Raw genomic sequence first — 19,071 nt, forward strand, 5'->3', positions numbered from 1 at the left:
CACATGGTCCGGCGGGGCGCCCTTTTACCTATTTATGGCCGGGACACACAGCCCAAGGCTCGCAAGCCCTTATTCGGCCGCCTCGCGCAGGGCCGACATCGTAGCCGCATATTGCTGCTGCAACGCATGCATTCCCTCGCGGGCGCCGTCAACGGCATCGGCGCCGCGCAGCGCCTCGGTCACCACGACCGCCGGCTCGTACAGATTATCGAATCCCAGGTTCTGGCTCACGCCCTTGAGCGTGTGCGCTGCCATAAACGCACCTTCGGCGTCTCCCGCCGCCATGGCGGCCTCCAGCTTGTCCATGCTCTCGTCATCCAAAAACTTGAGGGCAAAGCGGGCAAGCATTTCCTCGCCCATCAGCCGAGTGCACGCGTCGTCATAATTGGCGCCGATCTTCTCATACGCCTCACGCATGGAAATCATGGATTAAAACTCCTTTGGTCAAACTAAATCGTGGGAAACGCGACAACGTCGGCGGGGCGCGCCAACGTCTCGGCGATACGGTCTTGCACCTCGAGCAGGCAGTCGAGCAACAGCGGGTTAAAGGTGCCGCACTTACCGTCCAGGATCATCTGGATAGCCTCCTCGTGCGGGATGGCGCCCTTGTACACGCGCACACTCGTCAACGCATCATACACGTCGGCCACCGAAACCACCTGTGCGGCGATGGGAATCTGGTTGCCCTTAAGGCCATCGGGATAGCCCTTGCCGTCCCAGCGCTCGTGGTGCCAACGCGCAATCTGGTACGCATATTCCATAAGCGCATTGCCGACGTGATGGCGACCCAGCTCAAGCAACATGTCGGCGCCGATCGTGGTATGCGTCTTCATAATCTCGAACTCCTCGGGCGTAAGGCGTCCGGGTTTGTTGAGAATCGCATCGTCAATCGCCATCTTGCCAATATCGTGCAGCGCCGAAGCCAGGGCAATCGTGGAGCGCTCCTCATTGTCGAGGGAGATCGTGTCGCTACGCTGGACCAGGCAGTCAAGCAGCAGCTCGGTCAGCTTCTCGATGTTCGTAACGTGCCTGCCGCTCTCGCCGTTGCGAAGCTCCATGACGCCGGCCATGATGTCGATGAGCATGCGACTGTTCTTGACGCGCTCGTTGTACTCCTGGGACAGCAGGCTCGTCAGGCGGCGCTGTTTGGCGTATAGGCGGATGGTGTTGCTTACACGGCGGCGCACGACACGGGAGTCAAACGGGCGGTTGATATAGTCCGAGGCGCCCAGCTCGTACGCGCGCAGAACCATATCATCGGAATCTTCGCTCGATATCATGATGAAAGGCAGATTGTCGATACCCGATCGGCGCGACAGATCGGCCAGCACCTCAAAGCCGCTTATGCCCGGCATGACAATATCCAGCAGCACGAGCGACAACTCATCGCCATAGCGGTCGACCATGTCGAGCGCCGTACGACCGTTGGCGGCCTCGAGGATGCAATACTCGTCCTTGAGCATCTCGTTGAGAATGGCTCGGTTCATCTCGGAGTCATCGACAATAAGCACCAAAGGCTTTTCGCTTTGGAGGGCCTCGATGGAATCGGCATCGGTCACGACTGAACCGGCTTTTGCCTTAGCGCGGCTCAGTAACTGTACAGCGCGGCCAACGCCCTCATCGACCGTCTCGCCATGAATGCGAACGCCACCAACACATGCCGTCAAGCTCACGTACTCATGGCCCGGAACAATCGTGGAACGAACGGCATCGGACACCTGATGCAGGCGACGGGTGAAGTCATCGGAGGGAATATTGGGCATGACGACCACAAACTTGTCGCAGCCATAGCGTACGAGCTCGTCAGTCGAACGAATTCCGCTGCGTATGGCTGTCGCCACAGCACCGAGCGCAAGGTCGCCGGCATGACGGCCACACGTATCGTTGAAGACCCTAAAATCATCAAGGTCGATCACCGCAACGCCGGCATTCATGCGGGCGCTACGGAGCTTTTCCTCGTAATATCGGCGATTGCGCACACTCGTCAGCACGTCGGTGTAGACAAGGTCCTCTTCTGCAGTCTCTTGTTCATCGATCGGACGCACCATCAGCAGGACGTGAGGCTCGCCCTCGACCTTCAGAGGGCGTAGGCGGGCGCGATACTCAACACCATCGTTGAGCAGTTGCTCCGACACCTCATCGGAATCTGCCAAGGCCTCAAGACTCGACTGACGCAGACAAGGGCACCGATTGCCGGCGAGCAGGCAGTTAGGCTCGCTCTTAATCTGATCGGCCGACAGCAAACGCACCACGGGGTAGGTCTTCGCGACGCGGGCGACCTCAGCGGCAGCCTCCTCGTCGGTTAGATTGACCTCGTGATTATTGAGCATATGGGGCCCTTCCTATCGTTACGCACGGCAACGGTGCATATCAATTGGTACAAGGGTAACATCTAACAGCTGAAGGCAAACGCGCGATTATCGTTACATTTTTATGACCTGGCAAACGGCGGTAATGGAGCCGCGGGTGCGCGGTTATGGGCGCATTCGTTAACAATGACGAAACGCTAACAGCCCCTCTCCCCGCAGGTCATCGAGCGCGCTAACGCTCCAAGACATCGCGAACGGCGTTTGCCGCCGTAACGGGGCGATCGCGCAGACCGTTATGCGCGCCGGGAACCATTACGAGTGGACAGCCCAAAAGCTCAGCCGCCACCCTCGTACCAGCCTCGCGGGGCGTGCCGACCGAAAGCTCGCCCAAAAACACGGCCGACACCGCCTTTGACGCGCGGGCGCGCTCCCAGTCGGGAGCATATGTCATATTTGTTCCATATTCGTTCGCCATAAAGCAACGACCATTGCGCAGGGCATGTTTGGCTTCCGCTTCGGTCGTCCCGGGAGCCTCGGGGTCCAAGTCGCCGAGGGCTCCCAAGAAAAGCCGGAGCGCCCTTGAAACCTTTCCAGCCGCAATCATATCGAGCAAAACCGGAGCTGCGCCCATACCGACGCCTTCGGCCGACACAGCCGGCTCATGCAGAATCGCACGGGCGACGAGATTGGGTTCGGTGCGAAGAAGCTCCAGCGCCACCGACGTACCGGCGCTATGCGCAAGCACATTTGCCGGAGCGCCAACGTGTTCGATCACGGCTTGCAGGTCGGCGGCCTGGGCGGCAAGATCATAGCTGCCGTCTGCCGCATCGCTACTGCCACCGCAGCCGCGGCGGTCGTAGGCAATTACACAGTAGTTGCGGCTGAGCTCGCAAGCGATACCGTCAAAAAATGTGCCGTCGACACAAGCGCCGTGTACGCACACCAAGGCAGGAGTATCAGGCGACACATCCGGGCCGGCATATTCGCGACAGGCAATCGTGGTGCCCGCATTCTCGACCGTAAAATCCATGTTGTGCCCCCATCATCAATGCTCATCCAGTTGCACGTCGGTGCGGTTGGATGGACCCGCATTGCCTTACGCCTTGTTAACAGATTAACTGTACCCGACCCGAGGCTTTTCATGGCACGGCATAATGAGCGACGTGAAAAAACGAAACTTGTAAAGCAAGGGCCCGCACCTTGCTTTGGAGCCGATGCTATGCTTAGGCACAATTGTCTTGAGGAGCATATGCCTATGTCTACGTTTTTGAATGCCAGCCCCATCTTTGGGCCCGTTCGCAGCCGTCGCCTTGGTCTCTCGCTCGGCGTCAACATGATGCCGGCCAGCGGCAAAATCTGCACGTTCGACTGCATTTACTGCGAAAACGGCCTCAACGCCGAGCGCCCCTGTCATGAGCCGTACAACACTGCTGCCGTGGTACTCGACGCGCTCGAGGCAAAGCTGCGCGAGATGGCAGCCGAGGGCGAGCTCCCCGATGTGATCACCTTCGCAGGCAACGGCGAGCCCACTGCCGCACCGGAGTTTCCGCAGGCCATCGCCGGCGCCGTCGCGTTGCGCGACGAGCTTGCCCCAAACTCCAAGATCGCCGTGCTCTCCAACGGCACGCGCGCCGACCGCCCCCAGGTGCACGACGCGCTCATGATGGTCGACGACAACATCCTCAAGCTCGATACCGTCGACCCGACGTTTATCCAGCTGCTCGACCAGCCTGTTGGCCCCTACGACGTCGAGCACCAGATCGAAACGTTCGCAAGCTTTGACGGTCACGTTATTATCCAGACGATCTTTTTGACCGGCGAGTATCAGGGCAAGCTCATCGATAACACCGGCGAGGAGTACGTTGCCCCCTGGCTCGCGGCACTCGAGCGCATTCGTCCGCAGGAGGCGACCATCTACACGGTGGCGCGCGAGACACCGGTCGACGGCCTTGCCAAAGCAACGCCCGAGGTGCTCGACACGATCGCCGCACGCGTGCGCGCCCTCGGCATTCCCTGCCAGGTGAGCTACTAGCAAAACCACGCAGCAGCTAGTGTCCGCCATCCCACTCCATCAGTTGCGGTGATATAGTTCCTGTTTATGCTGTTAAACCGCTTAAATCGGAACTATATCACCGCAACTTTTATGGACGCGTGAGTGGGCTATACTAGCTGCGGATGAAAGGAAGTTAGCCATGTATGACAAAGGACCCGTACCCGGCCGCAACGACGCCTGCTGGTGCGGCAGCGGCAAAAAATATAAGAAATGTCACAGCGCCTTCGACGAGCGCCTCGAGCGCCTGTGGGAGGAGGGCTGGGAGGTTCTGCCCCGTACGCTCTACAAGACGCCCGCCGATATCGAGGGCATTAAGCGCTCCGCCGCCATCAACGTGGGCGTGCTCGATTATGTGGGCGAGCATATCGCCGCAGGCATGACCACCAACCAGATCGACCAGATGATCTACGACTACACCGTCGAGCACGGTGGCACGCCGGCCGACCTCAACTACGAGGGCTATCCCAAGAGCGTGTGCACCTCGATCAACGACGTCGTCTGCCACGGCATCCCCTGCGATACGGACGTGCTGCACGATGGCGACATCATCAACGTGGACTGTTCCACGATCCTGGACGGTTACTTTAGTGATTCGAGCCGTATGTTCTGCATCGGCGAGGTCTCGGCCGAGCGCCAGCGTCTGGTCGACGTCACTCGCGCCAGCGTGGAGGCGGGTCTGGCCGCCGTCAAGCCGTGGCTGCCGCTGTCCGTGATGGCCGAGGCCGTACAAAAGACGGTCGAGGACGCCGGCTTTAGCGTGGTGCGCGAGTACGGCGGACACGGCATCGGTAAGGAGTTCCACGAGGACCCGTTTGTGGGCTTTACCACCGAGGCGCCCGATGTGGACACCATTATGGCTCCGGGCATGGTCTTTACCATCGAGCCCATGGTCAATGCCGGAGCGCCCGACATCACGATTAGCAAGGGCGACGGCTGGTGCGTGCGCACCAAGGACGGCAGCGATTCGGCCCAGTGCGAGGTACAGCTCGTGGTGACCGAGAACGGCTACGAGCTGCTCAGCTGGTAGCCGCACGGACGCCGGGCGCTCATGGACTTACAACCGTCCATGAGCGCCCGGCGTTTTAATTGAGTGTTTTACCTGATATAACCTGCCAAAATAAACCTGTCCCTTTTTGGCAGGTCAAGCGGAGAGGACTGCTTGTGAACATCCTGGTTTTGTTGCCTGTCAACGACCGCCATCGCGCAATTCTTGAGTCGAGCGCTCCGGGCGAGGACTTTATCTACACGAGCGCCGATGCCGCCACGCGCGAGCAGGTCGCCGATGCCGACGTGATCTTGGGCAACATCGACCCTGACATGCTCACGGCATGTGAGCATCTCCGGCTGTTGCAATTGCAGACCGCCGGCTATGACGACTACCTTGCCGCCGGCACCGTACCAGCCGACGCCAAACTGTCTTGCTCGGTGGGCGCCTACGGTCAGGCCGTAAGCGAGCACATGTTTGCCATGGTCCTTTCCATGATGAAGCGCCTGCCCGGCTATCACGATCTGCAGCGCGAGCATCGCTGGAAGGATTTGGGGCCGGTCACCTCGCTCAAAAACGCCAATGTGCTGGTGCTGGGCGCGGGCGATATCGGTGGCCACTTCGCCACGCTCTGCCGCAGCATGGGCGCGCACGTCCGCGGCATCAAGCGCCATCCGCTCGTCTACCCCATTGTGTTTGAGGACATGGACGGCATGGATGCCCTGTCCGAGCGCTTGGCGGAGGCAGACGTCGTCGCATCCTTTATGCCCAGCACACCCGAGACCCGCGGCCTGGCGAACGCCGAGTTCTTCGCCGCGATGAAACCGGGCGCCTTCTTTGCCAACGGCGGCCGCGGCGACCTTGTGGTCGCCGACGACTTGGTTGCCGCCCTGGAGTCGGGACATCTCGCCGGCGCCGCGGTCGACGTCACCGACCCCGAGCCGCTGCCTGAGACAAGCCCGCTGTGGGATGCGCCCAACATGCTCATCACGCCACACGTCTCCGGCTGGTTCCACCTGGCAGCCACGCTCAACAATGTGGTCGACATTGCCGCGGAGAATCTGCGTCACCTGCAGGCAGGCGAGACCCTGCGCTGCTGGATCGAACATTAGGGTTCCGCCGTTCTAACGAACGGCGGACCGGTCGACGCTGCGCGCCGCCCAGAGCGACAATTTGTCATTCAAAAGGCGAGGCATGACCAGAAGGTCTATGCCTTGCCTTTTTCATGCCAACTTGTTCGCTCTGGACATCGCTCGCTGACGTTTGCTCAACCTGCGGTGTTATAACAATTCTGTCCAGCTGTTGGCATTGCGGCATTTGCCCAAATAAAACCTGCCAAAGTAAACCTGTCCCTTTTTGGCAGATTTTAGAGTTCCACACTTTCGGCGCCGTTGATGGTTAGGTTGCACTCGTAGAAGGCCGTGAGGGCGCGGATGGCGTACATCACGTCGCGTACGCCGCCGGTCTCGTAGCTCGAGTGCATGGCCAGCTGCGGCAGGCCCACGTCCACGGCATGCATGCTCGCCTGCATATTGGACAGATTACCGAGCGTGGAGCCACCCGCCATATCGCTCTTGTTGGCGAAGGCCTGCGTGGGCACGTCGGCGTCATCGCAGATGGCCTGGAACACCGCGCGGCTAAAGGCATCGGTGCAGTAGTGCTGGTTGGCGGCTTCCTTGATGACGATGCCGCCGTTGAGCACAACCTGATTGCGGGCGTCGCACTTCTCGGCGTGGTTGGGGTGCACGGCATGTGCGTTGTCGCAGCTCACGAGCATCGATGCGGCAAGGGCGCGATGGTACGACTCGTCGTCAAAGCCCAACGATCCGTTAATGCGGCGCAGTGCATCGGCCAAGAACGTCGACATGGCGCCTTGCTTGGTCTCGGAGCCAACCTCCTCGTTATCAAAGCAGCAGAAGACCGAAACATCGTGCGCGTTCTCGGCACCCAAAAATGCCTGCAGCGAGGTGTAGGCGCAGGCCAGGTCGTCAAGCTTGGGCGTCGAGATAAACTCGTCGGCCCAGCCCCAAATGCGCGCATCCTGACGATTGACCAGGAACAGGTCGCGACCCAAAATTTGCTCGGGCTCAACGTCCAACTCGTCGGCAATCAGAGCATCAAAGTCGCCCTGCTTAAGATCACCGGCGCTGATGAGCGGGCACAGGTCGACGGCGCGGTTGGGCGCAAAGCCCTCGTTAACGCCACGATTCATATGGATGGCAAGGCTCGGAATGATAGCGACCTCGCGCTCGGTGGCAAGCAGGCGGCTCTCAATACGGTCGCCTTCGCGCACCAACACGCGGCCCGCGAGCGCCAGCGGGCGATCGAACCAGGTGTAGTCGATCATGCCGCCGTAGGCCTCGGTGTTCAGGCGCAACGTCTCACCTGCGCCATCGAGCTCGGGCACAGCCTTGACCTTAAACGTCGGCGAATCGCTGTGCGACGCCGTGAGCTGAAAATGATAGTCACCGGCAACGCCGTCCTCGCCCCACGTCGCGGCCAGGTCCTCGCCCGCCTTAAAGGCAACAACGCTCGAGGTATTACGCTGCGTGTAATAACGCCCGCCCGGCTCGATATCCCACGCCGCGTTCTCGGGCAGGTAGGTAAAGCCCGCCTCGTCGAGCTCGGCCATAATGGTCGCCGCCGTATGGAACATGCTGGGGCACGCCTCGATAAAGTCGATAAGGTCGTTGGCGGCCTCGATATCGTCGGCCGTCACGTGCACGCGCTCGGGCGTTTCCTGATCCGTCATGCTCTCCCCTTTCGCTGGGTTGATGGTCCCCTCCAGCATACCCCGCCACGCCAGCGCCGCGCTCTTCATTCCATGTTTAATCCCGCGCCGCTCACCAAGTTGAGCCATCATGCCCGCGCTTCTTTTGCGACAATTGCGCTAACAGGACGAGAGGAGCCGTCATGAAGCCACGTAACATTGCCATCGCCTGCGGTGTCGCGGGAGTCGCCGTCGGCCTTGCCGCTGCCGCCGGCATCGTTTACCGCAAGCAAATCAAGTCCGCCGCGTCGCTCAAACGCTTGACCGGCTACGCGGATGGCTATGACCTGTACGCAATCGACATCGCCTACGACTACGATCTCGATCGCATCATCGCCGCTGGCGTGCGCGACGACCAGGCCTACATCGATGCCGTGGTGGCACAGGTGCTGCCCGGTGTGCCGGCGCATGTTCAGGCACCCCAGTTTGCCTGCAGCGCCTTTGTCGCCGTGGATGCCGAAGGTCGCGTGCGCACCGGTCGCAATTACGACTTTAAGGACGATACTTCGGCGCTGCTGGTGCGCAATCACCCGCGCGACGGCTATGCCTCCGTCGGGTTTGCCGCCCTCAATAACCTGGGCGCCAACACTCCGCTTGACTCCATCACCGGACGCGCCGCGGCGTTGATGGGCCCGTTTGCCCAGCTCGACGGTGTTAACGAATGCGGCGTGTCCATTGCCGTACTCACCCTGGATTCCAAGCCCTGTGACCAGGACACGCAACGCCCCGCCATCAACACCTCGCTCGCCATCCGCCTGGTGCTCGACCGTGCCGCCACCACGCAAGAAGCTGTCGACCTGCTTTCCGCCTACGACATGCACGCTATGGCAGGACGCGATTACCACTTCTTTATCAACGACGCCGCCGGTGACGCGCGCGTAGTAGAGTGGGATCCGCGCGATCCGGACCGCGCTTTCAAAGCGACTCCTGTACGCCAGGTTACGAACTTCTATGCCTGCTATGGCGACGAAGTGCTGCCCAACCAAAAGAATGGCGAGCTGGGCCATGGTAAAGAGCGCGCCGTCGCAATCGCCGATGTCCTTGACGCCCATGTCGGTGCCCAGAACGAGGCAGTCGCTTGGAAGGCCCTACGCGCTGCGGCGCAAGAGCCCAATCCGGAAGACATCACCAGCAACACGCAGTGGTCGGTCGTCTTTGACAACACCGAGCCCGCTGCCGCCATCACGCTGCGCCGCCACTGGGGCGACATCGATGCCTTCGCGCTGTAAGGAGCTGGCACCGTCGTCCTTACGCTGGCCTGACGTTGCTTACATTTCCATACATTTGAGCTAACACGTTTTACCCCCGTATCAACAGTGTGCGGGGGTAAACTTATGCGCATGTTATAACTTGCCCGGAAGGATTCACCATGCTTAGAATCGGTCTTCTTACTAGTGGCGGCGACTGCCAGGCGCTCAACGCCACCATGCGCGGCATTGTCAAAACGCTTATGACCAATAGCGAAGAGCCTATCGAGATTTATGGCTTTGAGGACGGCTATCAGGGCCTTATCTACAGCAGGTTCCGCGTCATGACGCCCGCCGATTTTAGCGGCATCCTCACCCGCGGCGGCACCATCCTGGGCACGAGCCGCACGCCGTTCAAGCGCCTGGATACCCCCGAAGCCGATGGTGTCGAGAAGGTGCCGGCGATGGTCCACACCTATCATAAGCTGCAGCTCGGCTGCCTGTTTATGCTGGGCGGTAACGGCTCCACCAAGACCGCCAACCGCCTGCGCGAAGAGGGCCTCAACGTTATCGCCCTGCCCAAGACCATCGATAACGACACCTGGGGCACCGAGCTGACGTTTGGCTTTACGAGCGCCATCGACGTCGCCACCAAGTGCATCGACGACATCCACACTACCGCCTCGAGCCACGGCCGCGTGTTTGTCATCGAGATCATGGGCCACAAGGTTGGCTGGATCCCGCTGTACGCCGGCGTCGCGGGCGGCGCGGATGTCATCTTGATTCCCGAGATTCCCTACGACATGGATAACGTCATCAAGACCATCGAGTATCGCATGGAGACCGGCAGCCGTTTTACCATCGTGGCCGTCGCCGAGGGTGCCATCTCTAAGGAGGACGCGGCGCTGTCCAAGAAGGAGTACAAGAAAAAGCTTGCCGAGCGCACGAGTCCGTCGATTGTCTACGACATCGCCAAGGAGATTGAGACCAAGACCGGTCGCGAGACCCGCGTCGCCATCCCCGGCCACACGCAGCGCGGCGGTCAGCCCGATGCCCAGGACCGCATCTTTGCGACCCAGTGCGGCGTCGAGGCGGCGCTCGGCTGCCTGCGCGGCGAGTTTGGCTACATGATTGCCCTGCGTGACGGCAAGATGTGTCACATGCCGCTCGAGGAGGTCGCCGGCAAGCTCAAGTATGTCGACCCCCAGAGCGACCTGGTGCGCGAGGCCAAGGCGTTGGGCATCAGCTTCGGCGACGAATAGCCTCGGCTGTAACCGCCCCCATCGGAGGCCCCAGGGCTTACCTCCCAAATCGTCCTCGGACATGTCAGGACCCCGCCGTGCGCTTCGCGCGGCGGGGTCCTTCCGTCCTGCGGAAAGATTTGGGAGGTAAGCCCTGGGGCCTCCTGCGGTAACTAGGGAGGCCGAGGCTATTCGTCTTCTTGCTACGGGTGCCTGGGGTAGGATGCGGCGTGCATTTTTGGGAGTATTCAGCAGCCGAGGGTGCCTGCATACTGGATTTTGGGCGAAAGGCAGGCACCATGGGCCGCATCCTGTAAAAAAAACGAGCGGCTCTAGAGGCGTTGGGACTCAGAATCGGGGCTTTCAGCGCGGTTTTGTGCACCCGCCCCCGCGCCCGCGGACCCCGGGACGCTGAATACTCCGGAATTTGCACGGCGCCCCCTGGGGTACCTGTGGGCAAAAAGCAACCGCCCCGTCAAAGTATGCATTTGGCGGAGCGGTTTATGCAAAAATACTGCTGCGGGCGCGTCGGCAGCTCGCTAGAACTTGAATCCCAGGACAGGTTACTCGGCGCTCTTGAGGGCGCCGACCATGTCGATCTTGTTGAGGGTTCGGTTGGTGGCGAGGTTGACGATGATCGTAAAGCCGAAGGAAAGCACCACGGCAAGCACGTAGCTCAGCGGCTCGACTTCGACGTCAAAGTACAGCGACGGCATCTGCAGGATGTACGTAAAGCTCTCGGCAAGCAGGCCACCCAGCGGCACGCCCAGTGCAGTGCCAATCGCCGTGAGGATCAACGTCTCCTTGTTGACGTAGTGGTGCACCTCGCCACGGCGGAAGCCCAGCACCTTGATGGTCGCCAGCTCGCGTTCGCGCTCGGAGATGTTAGTGTTGGACAGCGTAAACACCACCACAAACGACAGGCACGCCGCCATAAAGGTCACGAGCACCACGACAGAATTGATAATCGTAAAGTTCGCCTCGTAGTTCTGCCAATGTTCGGCCGTGCTCGAGATGGTGAGCCAACCGTCGCTCTTAATCTTCTTGCTAAACGCAATCTGGTCAGAAGATGAGCCCTTAAGCAGCACAAAGACGCCGTTAAGGCGCACGCTTCGACCGAACGCGCGCTCATAGGTGCCCTGTGTCATGTAAAGCGTGTTGCCCAGATAGTTGAGCGAGATGTCGCTAACCTTGACCTTGGCGACGTTGAGCGACGAATCCTGGACCTGCGCCGTGTCGCCCGGCTGAATCCCAAGAACCAGCTGTGAACTCTTGCTCAGATACACATCTCCGTCGCGCAAAGATAGCGGCTCTTTGGACTCGTCCTCGAGACACACGTAGTCGTCCAGGTCGTTCGTGCGGTCATCTGGCACCACTATCAGCTGCACGGTCTCGCTCTTGCCGCCGAATGTAAAGGTGACGTTGTCGGTCATAATCGGCAGGGTCGAGGTCACGGTCACGTTGAAATCATTGGCCGCGCTGCGCTCATCCAATGCCGCGCACGTCTGCGAAAAATCGTCGGGATTGGCGACAGCCAGCAGGTCGTAGCGCGTGATATGCCCGTACTGCTTGGGCGAAAGCGCGACCGACGTATCACGAATGCCCATGCCGCAAATCACAAGCGCCGTACAGCCCGCGATGCCAAAGATGGTCATAAAGGCGCGCTTTTTGTAGCGGAACAGGTTACGTGCTGCCACCTTGTTCAAAAAGCCCATGCGGCGCCAGATAAAGCCGATGCGCTCGAGCAAGATACGCGAGCCGGCGCGCGGGGCCTTGGGGCGCATGAGCGAGGCCGGGGTCTCGGCCATCTCGTGGCGGCAGGCGATAATCGTGGCGCCCACCACGCCCACGGCAAACAGCGCCACCGAAACGATCGAGGACACGATGTCGTACGAAAGCAACATCTGGGGCAGCGAGTACATGTCGTCGAACACCGTAAACAAGAACAGCGGCAGGCCCACAAATCCGATGATGTTGCCGAGCACGCCGCCGATCAGACAAGCCCACAGCGCATAGTCCACGTATTTGGACAGGATGCGTCCGCGCGAATAGCCGAGCGCCTTATACAGGCCGATGAGCGTGCGCTCCTCCTCGACCATACGCGTGGCGGTGGTAAGGCTGATGAGCACGGCGACGATAAAGAAGATGAACGGGAACACCGTGGCGATGGCTTCAATTGACGAGCTATCGCTCTCCACGCTCGAGTAGCTTGCGATATTGCCGCGGTCCTGGATGTACCAGGTGCATTCTCCCAGATCGGAAAGCTCGGCGCGGGCATCGGCAAACTGCTGGTCGGCGGCGGCACGGCGCTGATCCAGGTCGGCCTGCGCTTGCACGCGCTCCTCACTGCCCTCTGCCATGCGGTTGATGTTGTCCTGCTCAATCCCAAAGAGCATATTCGCCTGGCGCTCGGCCGCATCCAAGCTTGTCGGCGTGTCGACCGTCAGCTCCTGAGCGCGCGCCTTCTCACGCTCCTCGCGGATCTTCTCTATATTGCCCTTGACCTCATTGATCTTTGCCGCGTAGGCATCCGAATAGGAGTTGAGATCCTTGGCTCCCTCGACGATCACGTGGACAGCGGAGTAGGAAGAAGATGTCGCGGCGTCCTCGCTCACATAGAACTTATAGTCCGCCGCCGAAGCAGCGCGAAAGGCGTTAACTGTCGAGTCGGAGCTCACATCAGTGGGATCGAGAACCTCGGCCGTGATGGTGTAATCGCCATCGGCAAACTGATCCTTGGCGCTTTGGTTCGACGAGCTCGCATCGTTGGCAGCAAAGCTCACCGTATCGCCGAGCTTTTTGCCCGAAGCCTTCAGGAACTTCGAAGTCACCGCGACCTCATCGGCGCTCTCGGGCAAATCGCCGTTCACGAGCACTGGCTGATCGATGTTCTCCTTGGAGAGACTTTGCACGACCACGCGCTCGCGCGTTGTGCCCACGGCGGTGTAGGCGGTCTCGGTGTAGATGCCCTCGGCCGTTTCGACGCCATCGACCTCTTGGATGGCGTCGAGATCATCGTCAGTCAGGCCATAGGTCGACTGCACGTTAATGTCATAGACATTTTGCTGGTCAAAGTAGGCGTCAACCGAATCGCACAGGTCCTCGCAACCCGCCTTAAGGCCGCACATCACGCTCACGCCGAGCGCGGTGATCACGACGATAGACAAGAAGCGTTTGAGGCTGCCGCGAATCGTGCGGTAGACACCGCGGCGAAACACCGTCGGCACCATGTCGTTTGAGCTTTGGGCAGTGCGGTAGGTCGTAAAATCCTGCTCGCGCTCCGTGTTCCGCGCGTCGCGGCGTTGGCTGTTTTGGCGGTCCTGATCCATGGGCGCTACCACTCGATCGTCTCGATCGGCACGGGATTTTGCTGGACCGTCTCGCTCTCCACGCGACCGCTCTTAAAGCGAATCAGGCGATTGGCCATGGGCGCGAGCGCGGAGTTGTGCGTGATGATAATGACCGTAATGCCCTGCTTGCGGCAGGTGTCCTGCAGCAACTGCAAAATCTGCTTACCGGTTTTGTAGTCGAGTGCGCCCGTTGGCTCGTCGCACAGGAGCAGCTTGGGGTTCTTTGCCAGCGCGCGGGCGATGGACACACGCTGCTGCTCGCCGCCCGAAAGCTGCGCCGGAAAGTTGCCCAGGCGCTCGCCCAGGCCAACCTGACGAAGCGTCTGCTCGGCATCGAGCGAATCGGGGCAAATCTGCGCCGCGAGCTCGACATTTTCGAGCGCCGTCAGGTTGGGGACCAGATTGTAGAACTGGAAGACAAAGCCGACGTCGGCACGGCGGTATTCCACGAGCTGCGCCTCGTTGGCGGAGCTCACGTCGCGCCCGTCCACCGTCACAGTGCCGGAGGTTACCGTATCCATGCCACCCAGGATGTTGAGCGCCGTAGTCTTGCCGGCACCCGAGGCGCCCAGGATAATGGCGAGCTCGCCGCGCTCAACGGTAAAGCTCGCGCCGTCGAGCGCGTGAATGCGGGCATCGCCCTCGCCGTACGCCTTGATGACGTCTTTGAATTCGATATAAGCCATCGATTAATTCCCATCTGGTCGGATAACTCCTTAGTATTACCCATTTCGCACCGACCAAAAAGGGACAGGTTTATTTTGATAGGTTTTAGAGGCGGACAGTGAAGGTGATCCGGTTGCTGTGGCCACAGACAGAAGCGCTCCCGCCATGGGCTTCGGCGATGGCTCGCACCACGGATAGGCCCACGCCCGAGCCGCCTGTCTTGGAGCTGCGCGACACGTCCACACGATAGAAGCGGTCGAACAATCGGTCCAGGTCGCCTTCGGGCAGCTCGTCCACGGCGTTCGAAACGACAAGCTCGGCCGAGCCTTTGCCCGCACCGCGCGAAACAGCACGCAGGCTCAGCTCGATAACGCTGTCTTCGCTTGCGTAGCGTGTGGCGTTGTCCAGCAGTAGTTCAACAACCTGCGCCACTGCCGCGGCATCGGCATGGGCCCGCACACCGCTCGCGATCGACGTCGACAGCCGCTTGCCGCGCGAAACCGCCACCGATTCAAACGGCGCCGCCGCCTTGTCCACCGCCTCCGAAAGATCAAACGATGTCATGGCAAAGCCCGCCGAGCCCTCGTCCATGCGAGCCAAAAATACCAGACGCTCCGTAAGTGCCGTCAGCCGCGCGACCTGCTCGTGAATGCTCTGCGTCCACTCACTCTCGCCGCTCTCAATTTCCTGTACCTCGTTAGCGGCATCAATCACGGCCAGCGGCGTCTTGATCTCGTGGCTCGCATCGGTAATAAAGCGCTTTTGCTTGCTGTAGCTCTCGACCATCGGTCGAATCACCGCGCCCGAGGCACCCGCCACAATTGCCAACACCGCCAGCCAGCCAATGCAACTGATCGCCACGCTCGCGCTCAAAAACGAATGAAAGCTTGCAAGCTCGCGCGAGCAGTCCACGAACACATAGGTGGTCTCGTCGCCCTGAACCGTAACCGTATAGCGGTAGTTACCAGAAAAGCCCGAGGTCCGACCCTTGGAATATAGTCCTGCAGCGATGCGTGCAGCACGCTTGGCACCCACCGCGGCAATGCGGGCCGTGTTGACATCGGTCACCTGCCCACCGGCAATCGACACCGTAAAGTAGCGCGTGTCGAAGGGAGACTCCGCCGTCATGCCTTCAAAATGCCCATCGCGAACGGCTGCCCGGTTACCGGTAGCAACCTTGCCGGCAACCGCATCCTGACCGGGATCGGCCTTAGGCTCATCCGTCCAATCAATGCCGTCCTTGCCCGCCAAGATATAGCCCAGACGAGCGTCGGCCATCTTGCAGACATGCGAGTAGTTGACGATATTGATGCCGGCGATGATAAGCGTAAGCACGGCGGTCACGGCACCCATGGCAACCAGGATGAACTTACGACGCAGGCGACGTCCCATTGCACTGGCAGCATCGGCGCGCCCCGGATTACCCGAGTCCGCGCCCATGCCGAGCTTTGCCGTCGTGCGCTTCCACCACGCACTCGCGCTCACGCCTATTCGCCCTCCTCAACAACCTCGAGCGAATAGCCCTGGTTGCGCGATGCACGGATGGCCACGTTGGCACCAAGCGCCGTCAGCTTTTTGCGCAGGTACGAGATGTAGACCCACACCACGTTGGCGCCTTCGGGCGCGTCCTCACCCCAAACCCCGAGCATCAGACGCTCGGTAGGCATACGCGTGCCGGCGTTGCGCATAAAGAGCTCCATAAGCTGAAACTCACGATTAGCCAGATGCTCCTCGCCCAAAGGCCCAACGAGTGTGTAAGCCGCCGTGTCGAGACGCACGTTGCCCACGCTGAGCGTCGTAGCGTCAATCGCCGTGGCAGCGCGCGTCATGGCACGAATGCGTGCGAGCAGTTCCTTGGCGGCAAACGGCTTGGTCAGGTAATCGTTGGCACCGGCATCCAGGCCCTCGACCTTATCGGACACCTCGCTTTTTGCCGTGAGCATGATGATGGGCAGGCGTTTGCCGGCCTCACGCGTGCGCTTGAGAACCTCGATACCGTCCATGCCGGGCATCATGATGTCCAGGATTGCGGCGTCATAGTCGTTGGCGAGTAGATATTCGAGTGCCGTCAGGCCGTCGAGCGCGGTGTCGACCTCGTAGTCACTATGTTGAAGAATCGCGGTAAGAGCGCGGGAGAGGCCAGGCTCGTCCTCGGCAAGCATCAGCTTCATGGTTGTTCCTTTGGCGCACGGCTATACAGGTTTCGATACTGCCGATAATAGCGCACCGCCAGCCGCCTTAGCGCATCCTTAGCTACTCAACCTGCGCGTTTTCAAATACGCAGGATAGGGCTTAGCCAAACTTAAGGCACATATGCCGAGCGCTTGGACGCATGCCGGCCGCGAAAGGACGGCGACTCGTTCTTTCAGGGCGTTTTGACTATGCAAAGTGCTCGAACGTTATTCCTCGTACGCGCCCTCAAGCCGAAGCAGCCACTCTTTGCGATCAAGTCCGCCGGCATATCCGTTAAGCGAGCCGTCGGCGGCAACCACACGATGGCACGGCACAATGATCGAAATGGGATTACGCGCGACCGCGGCCCCCACGGCACGGGGAGACACAACGGGTGCTTCGTTTCCCGGTGCACGATGTCGAGCCGCAACATGCTGGGCGATCTCGCCATACGTAGCGACCTCGCCACGCGGGATAGAAAGCAGCTCAAACCAAACCTCGCGCTGAAACGCCGTACCAATCATATGCAACGGCGGCGTAAACCGAGGCTCCTGCCCCGCAAAATAAGCATTCAGCCAAGCCCAGGAACGCTCAAGCACCGAAGACGCCGCACCATTTGCGGGACTTACCGACGACATGCCGCCAGCACCAGAAACCGCATCGGCGCCTTCAACATGTTCGGAGTCTTCCCGGAGAAGCGTGGAGCCAAAATGCTCCTGCCCCTCAAACCAAAGTCCCGTCAGACCGCGGCCATCAGCGGCAAGCAAGATTTCGCCCAAAGGCGAAGCAAACGTCGTCGTGACCACCAGCGGCTCCTTTCAAAACTCCGCAACATAATACCGCGAATTGTGCAGACAACCCCAATCGACCCCAAAGTCACCCTAGGCAGCAGGCGCGAACGCGCCGCAGCTGCCGGCCGCGCCCCACAGTCCCCCAAGGCGGCAGGCGCAAAGCGCCGAGGCCGCCGCTGGGACCAGGGCCCGCAACAGCCACGTGCTCCCATCAGCCCAGCGACCCCAGCCAACAACGGCCCCATCGCAGGCCGCTTGCAGCAGCGTCACCGCAGGCGGGGGCCGGGCTTAGTTTTCAGAACACTCCGCAGACCAGTGTGGCGCCTTGTCCGCGGCTCCGAAGGAGCAGGACAAGGCGCCACACATGGTCGAGGACGTTCTGAAAACTAAGCCCGGCCCCCGCCGGACAGGTCACACTACTCGCAGAGCAGCTTAGCGATTTGGACGGCGTTGGTTGCCGCGCCCTTACGGATTTGGTCGCCGCAGCACCAGAAGGTGATACCGCGCGCGGCCTCGGGGTTCGAGATGTCGCGGCGCACGCGGCCGACCCAGATCAGGTCCTGGTCGGACGTATCCATCGGCATGGGGAAGCGCTCGTGCGCATCCTCGGCGCCCATGTCGTCAACCAGCTTCACGCCCGGAGCGGCAGCCAGCGCAACACGGGCCTCCTCGGCCGTAATATCACGCTCAAACTCAAGCGTAATGCTCTCGGAATGAGAGCGCAGCACGGGCACGCGCACACAGGTGCAGTTCACGCGCAGCTCGGGCAGATGCATGATCTTGCGGCCCTCGTTTTGCAACTTCATCTCCTCGGAGGTAAAGCCCTCCTCCTTGACGCCGCCAATCTGCGGAATCAGGTTGCTCGCGAGCTGGGCGGCAAACGCGCGCGGCTCGGGAATCTCCTCGCCACGACCCAGGGCGGCCAGCTGAGCCTCGAGCTCGGCCATACCGGGGGCGCCAGCACCCGAAGCCGCCTGGTACGTCGAGACGATCATGCGCTTCACGCCAGCGAGCTGATGCAGCGGCCAGGTGGGAACCAGGCCGATAATGGTCGCGCAGTTGGGGTTGGCGATAAGGCCGTGATGCCACTTGATGTCGTCGGCATTGATCTCGGGCACAACCAGCGGCACCTCGGGATCCATGCGGAAGGCATGGCTGTTGTCGACCACGACGGCGCCGCGCTTGACGGCCTCGGGCAGTAGCTCCTTCGCGATGTCGTCGCCGGCAGCTCCAAGCACAATGTCACAGCCCTCAAAGGCCTCGGGACAAGCCTCTTCGATCACGATCTGCTCGCCGCGGAACTCGACGGTCTTGCCCGCAGAACGCGCGCTCGCCAGCAGCTTGAGCTTGCCAACCGGGAACTCCTGCTCGTTGAGGCACTCGAGCATCTGGGTGCCCACGGCTCCCGTCGCGCCCAAAATAGCAACCGTGTACTGTTTCATGCTTCCCCCTTTAAAGGTTGTGGCTTTTGCCCGCACGCCAAGCAGGCCGATTATTGTTGCCAGTGTATACAAGAACGGGGCGGGCACGAAACCCGCCCCGTCGAA

The 19,071-nt window shown here is 60.7% G+C and carries 15 protein-coding genes; 5 read left to right on the forward strand and 10 right to left on the reverse strand.

Annotated features, from left to right (window positions below; translation table 11 throughout):
* Window positions 1-69 precede the first annotated feature (69 nt).
* The 3 genes from ABHU32_RS01625 to ABHU32_RS01635 form a co-directional block, all read right to left on the reverse strand.
* On the reverse strand, window positions 70-426 hold the full coding sequence (locus ABHU32_RS01625) for an Hpt domain-containing protein (RefSeq protein ID WP_346978628.1): 357 nt from the start codon (window positions 424-426) through the stop codon (window positions 70-72).
* A 23-nt stretch (window positions 427-449) separates the two neighbouring features.
* Window positions 450-2,330, reverse strand: coding sequence for a diguanylate cyclase (locus ABHU32_RS01630; protein WP_346978629.1), 1,881 nt, complete (start codon window positions 2,328-2,330; stop codon window positions 450-452).
* A 211-nt stretch (window positions 2,331-2,541) separates the two neighbouring features.
* On the reverse strand, window positions 2,542-3,339 hold the full coding sequence (locus tag ABHU32_RS01635) for an alpha/beta fold hydrolase (protein ID WP_346978631.1): 798 nt from the start codon (window positions 3,337-3,339) through the stop codon (window positions 2,542-2,544).
* Window positions 3,340-3,564: 225 nt separating this feature from the next.
* Here ABHU32_RS01635 and ABHU32_RS01640 point away from each other — a divergent pair, with 225 nt between their 5' ends.
* The 3 genes from ABHU32_RS01640 (at window position 3,565) to ABHU32_RS01650 (ending at window position 6,459) form a co-directional block, all read left to right on the forward strand.
* A complete protein-coding gene (locus tag ABHU32_RS01640) occupies window positions 3,565-4,341 on the forward strand; it encodes a radical SAM protein (RefSeq protein WP_346978633.1) in 777 nt (258 codons plus the stop codon).
* Between the two features lie 160 nt (window positions 4,342-4,501).
* Window positions 4,502-5,389 carry a methionyl aminopeptidase gene (locus ABHU32_RS01645; RefSeq protein WP_346978635.1) on the forward strand — a complete coding sequence of 296 codons (888 nt, stop codon included), beginning with the start codon at window positions 4,502-4,504 and terminating at the stop codon, window positions 5,387-5,389.
* A 134-nt stretch (window positions 5,390-5,523) separates the two neighbouring features.
* Entirely contained in the window at window positions 5,524-6,459 is a 936-nt protein-coding gene (locus tag ABHU32_RS01650) for a D-2-hydroxyacid dehydrogenase (protein ID WP_346978637.1), read from the forward strand.
* A gap of 254 nt (window positions 6,460-6,713) precedes the next feature.
* Here the strand turns inward: ABHU32_RS01650 and ABHU32_RS01655 are convergent, their stop codons facing one another.
* Entirely contained in the window at window positions 6,714-8,099 is a 1,386-nt protein-coding gene (locus ABHU32_RS01655; protein ID WP_346978639.1) for a M18 family aminopeptidase, read from the reverse strand.
* 161 nt (window positions 8,100-8,260) lie between these two features.
* Here ABHU32_RS01655 and ABHU32_RS01660 point away from each other — a divergent pair, with 161 nt between their 5' ends.
* A complete protein-coding gene (locus tag ABHU32_RS01660) occupies window positions 8,261-9,346 on the forward strand; it encodes a carcinine hydrolase/isopenicillin-N N-acyltransferase family protein (RefSeq protein WP_346978641.1) in 1,086 nt (361 codons plus the stop codon).
* A 140-nt stretch (window positions 9,347-9,486) separates the two neighbouring features.
* A complete protein-coding gene (locus ABHU32_RS01665; RefSeq protein WP_346978643.1) occupies window positions 9,487-10,566 on the forward strand; it encodes a 6-phosphofructokinase in 1,080 nt (359 codons plus the stop codon).
* A 542-nt stretch (window positions 10,567-11,108) separates the two neighbouring features.
* Here the strand turns inward: ABHU32_RS01665 and ABHU32_RS01670 are convergent.
* From ABHU32_RS01670 to ABHU32_RS01695, 6 genes are all read right to left on the reverse strand, one after another.
* The gene (locus tag ABHU32_RS01670) at window positions 11,109-13,874 is read right to left on the reverse strand and encodes an FtsX-like permease family protein (RefSeq protein WP_346978644.1); all 2,766 of its coding nucleotides are present in this window, start codon (window positions 13,872-13,874) and stop codon (window positions 11,109-11,111) included.
* Window positions 13,875-13,879: 5 nt separating this feature from the next.
* Entirely contained in the window at window positions 13,880-14,581 is a 702-nt protein-coding gene (locus ABHU32_RS01675; protein WP_346978646.1) for an ABC transporter ATP-binding protein, read from the reverse strand.
* A gap of 85 nt (window positions 14,582-14,666) precedes the next feature.
* A complete protein-coding gene (locus tag ABHU32_RS01680) occupies window positions 14,667-16,046 on the reverse strand; it encodes a sensor histidine kinase (RefSeq protein WP_346978648.1) in 1,380 nt (459 codons plus the stop codon).
* Between the two features lie 2 nt (window positions 16,047-16,048).
* On the reverse strand, window positions 16,049-16,732 hold the full coding sequence (locus tag ABHU32_RS01685) for a response regulator transcription factor (RefSeq protein WP_346978650.1): 684 nt from the start codon (window positions 16,730-16,732) through the stop codon (window positions 16,049-16,051).
* A 228-nt stretch (window positions 16,733-16,960) separates the two neighbouring features.
* Window positions 16,961-17,539 carry a methylated-DNA--[protein]-cysteine S-methyltransferase gene (locus ABHU32_RS01690; protein ID WP_346978652.1) on the reverse strand — a complete coding sequence of 193 codons (579 nt, stop codon included), beginning with the start codon at window positions 17,537-17,539 and terminating at the stop codon, window positions 16,961-16,963.
* A gap of 401 nt (window positions 17,540-17,940) precedes the next feature.
* Window positions 17,941-18,966 carry an aspartate-semialdehyde dehydrogenase gene (locus tag ABHU32_RS01695; protein WP_346978654.1) on the reverse strand — a complete coding sequence of 342 codons (1,026 nt, stop codon included), beginning with the start codon at window positions 18,964-18,966 and terminating at the stop codon, window positions 17,941-17,943.
* Window positions 18,967-19,071: the final 105 nt, after the last annotated feature.

Origin of the sequence: Collinsella aerofaciens (assembly GCF_039758965.1) — a bacterium.
In the GTDB taxonomy this organism is placed as follows: Bacteria; Actinomycetota; Coriobacteriia; order Coriobacteriales; family Coriobacteriaceae; genus Collinsella; species Collinsella aerofaciens_BR.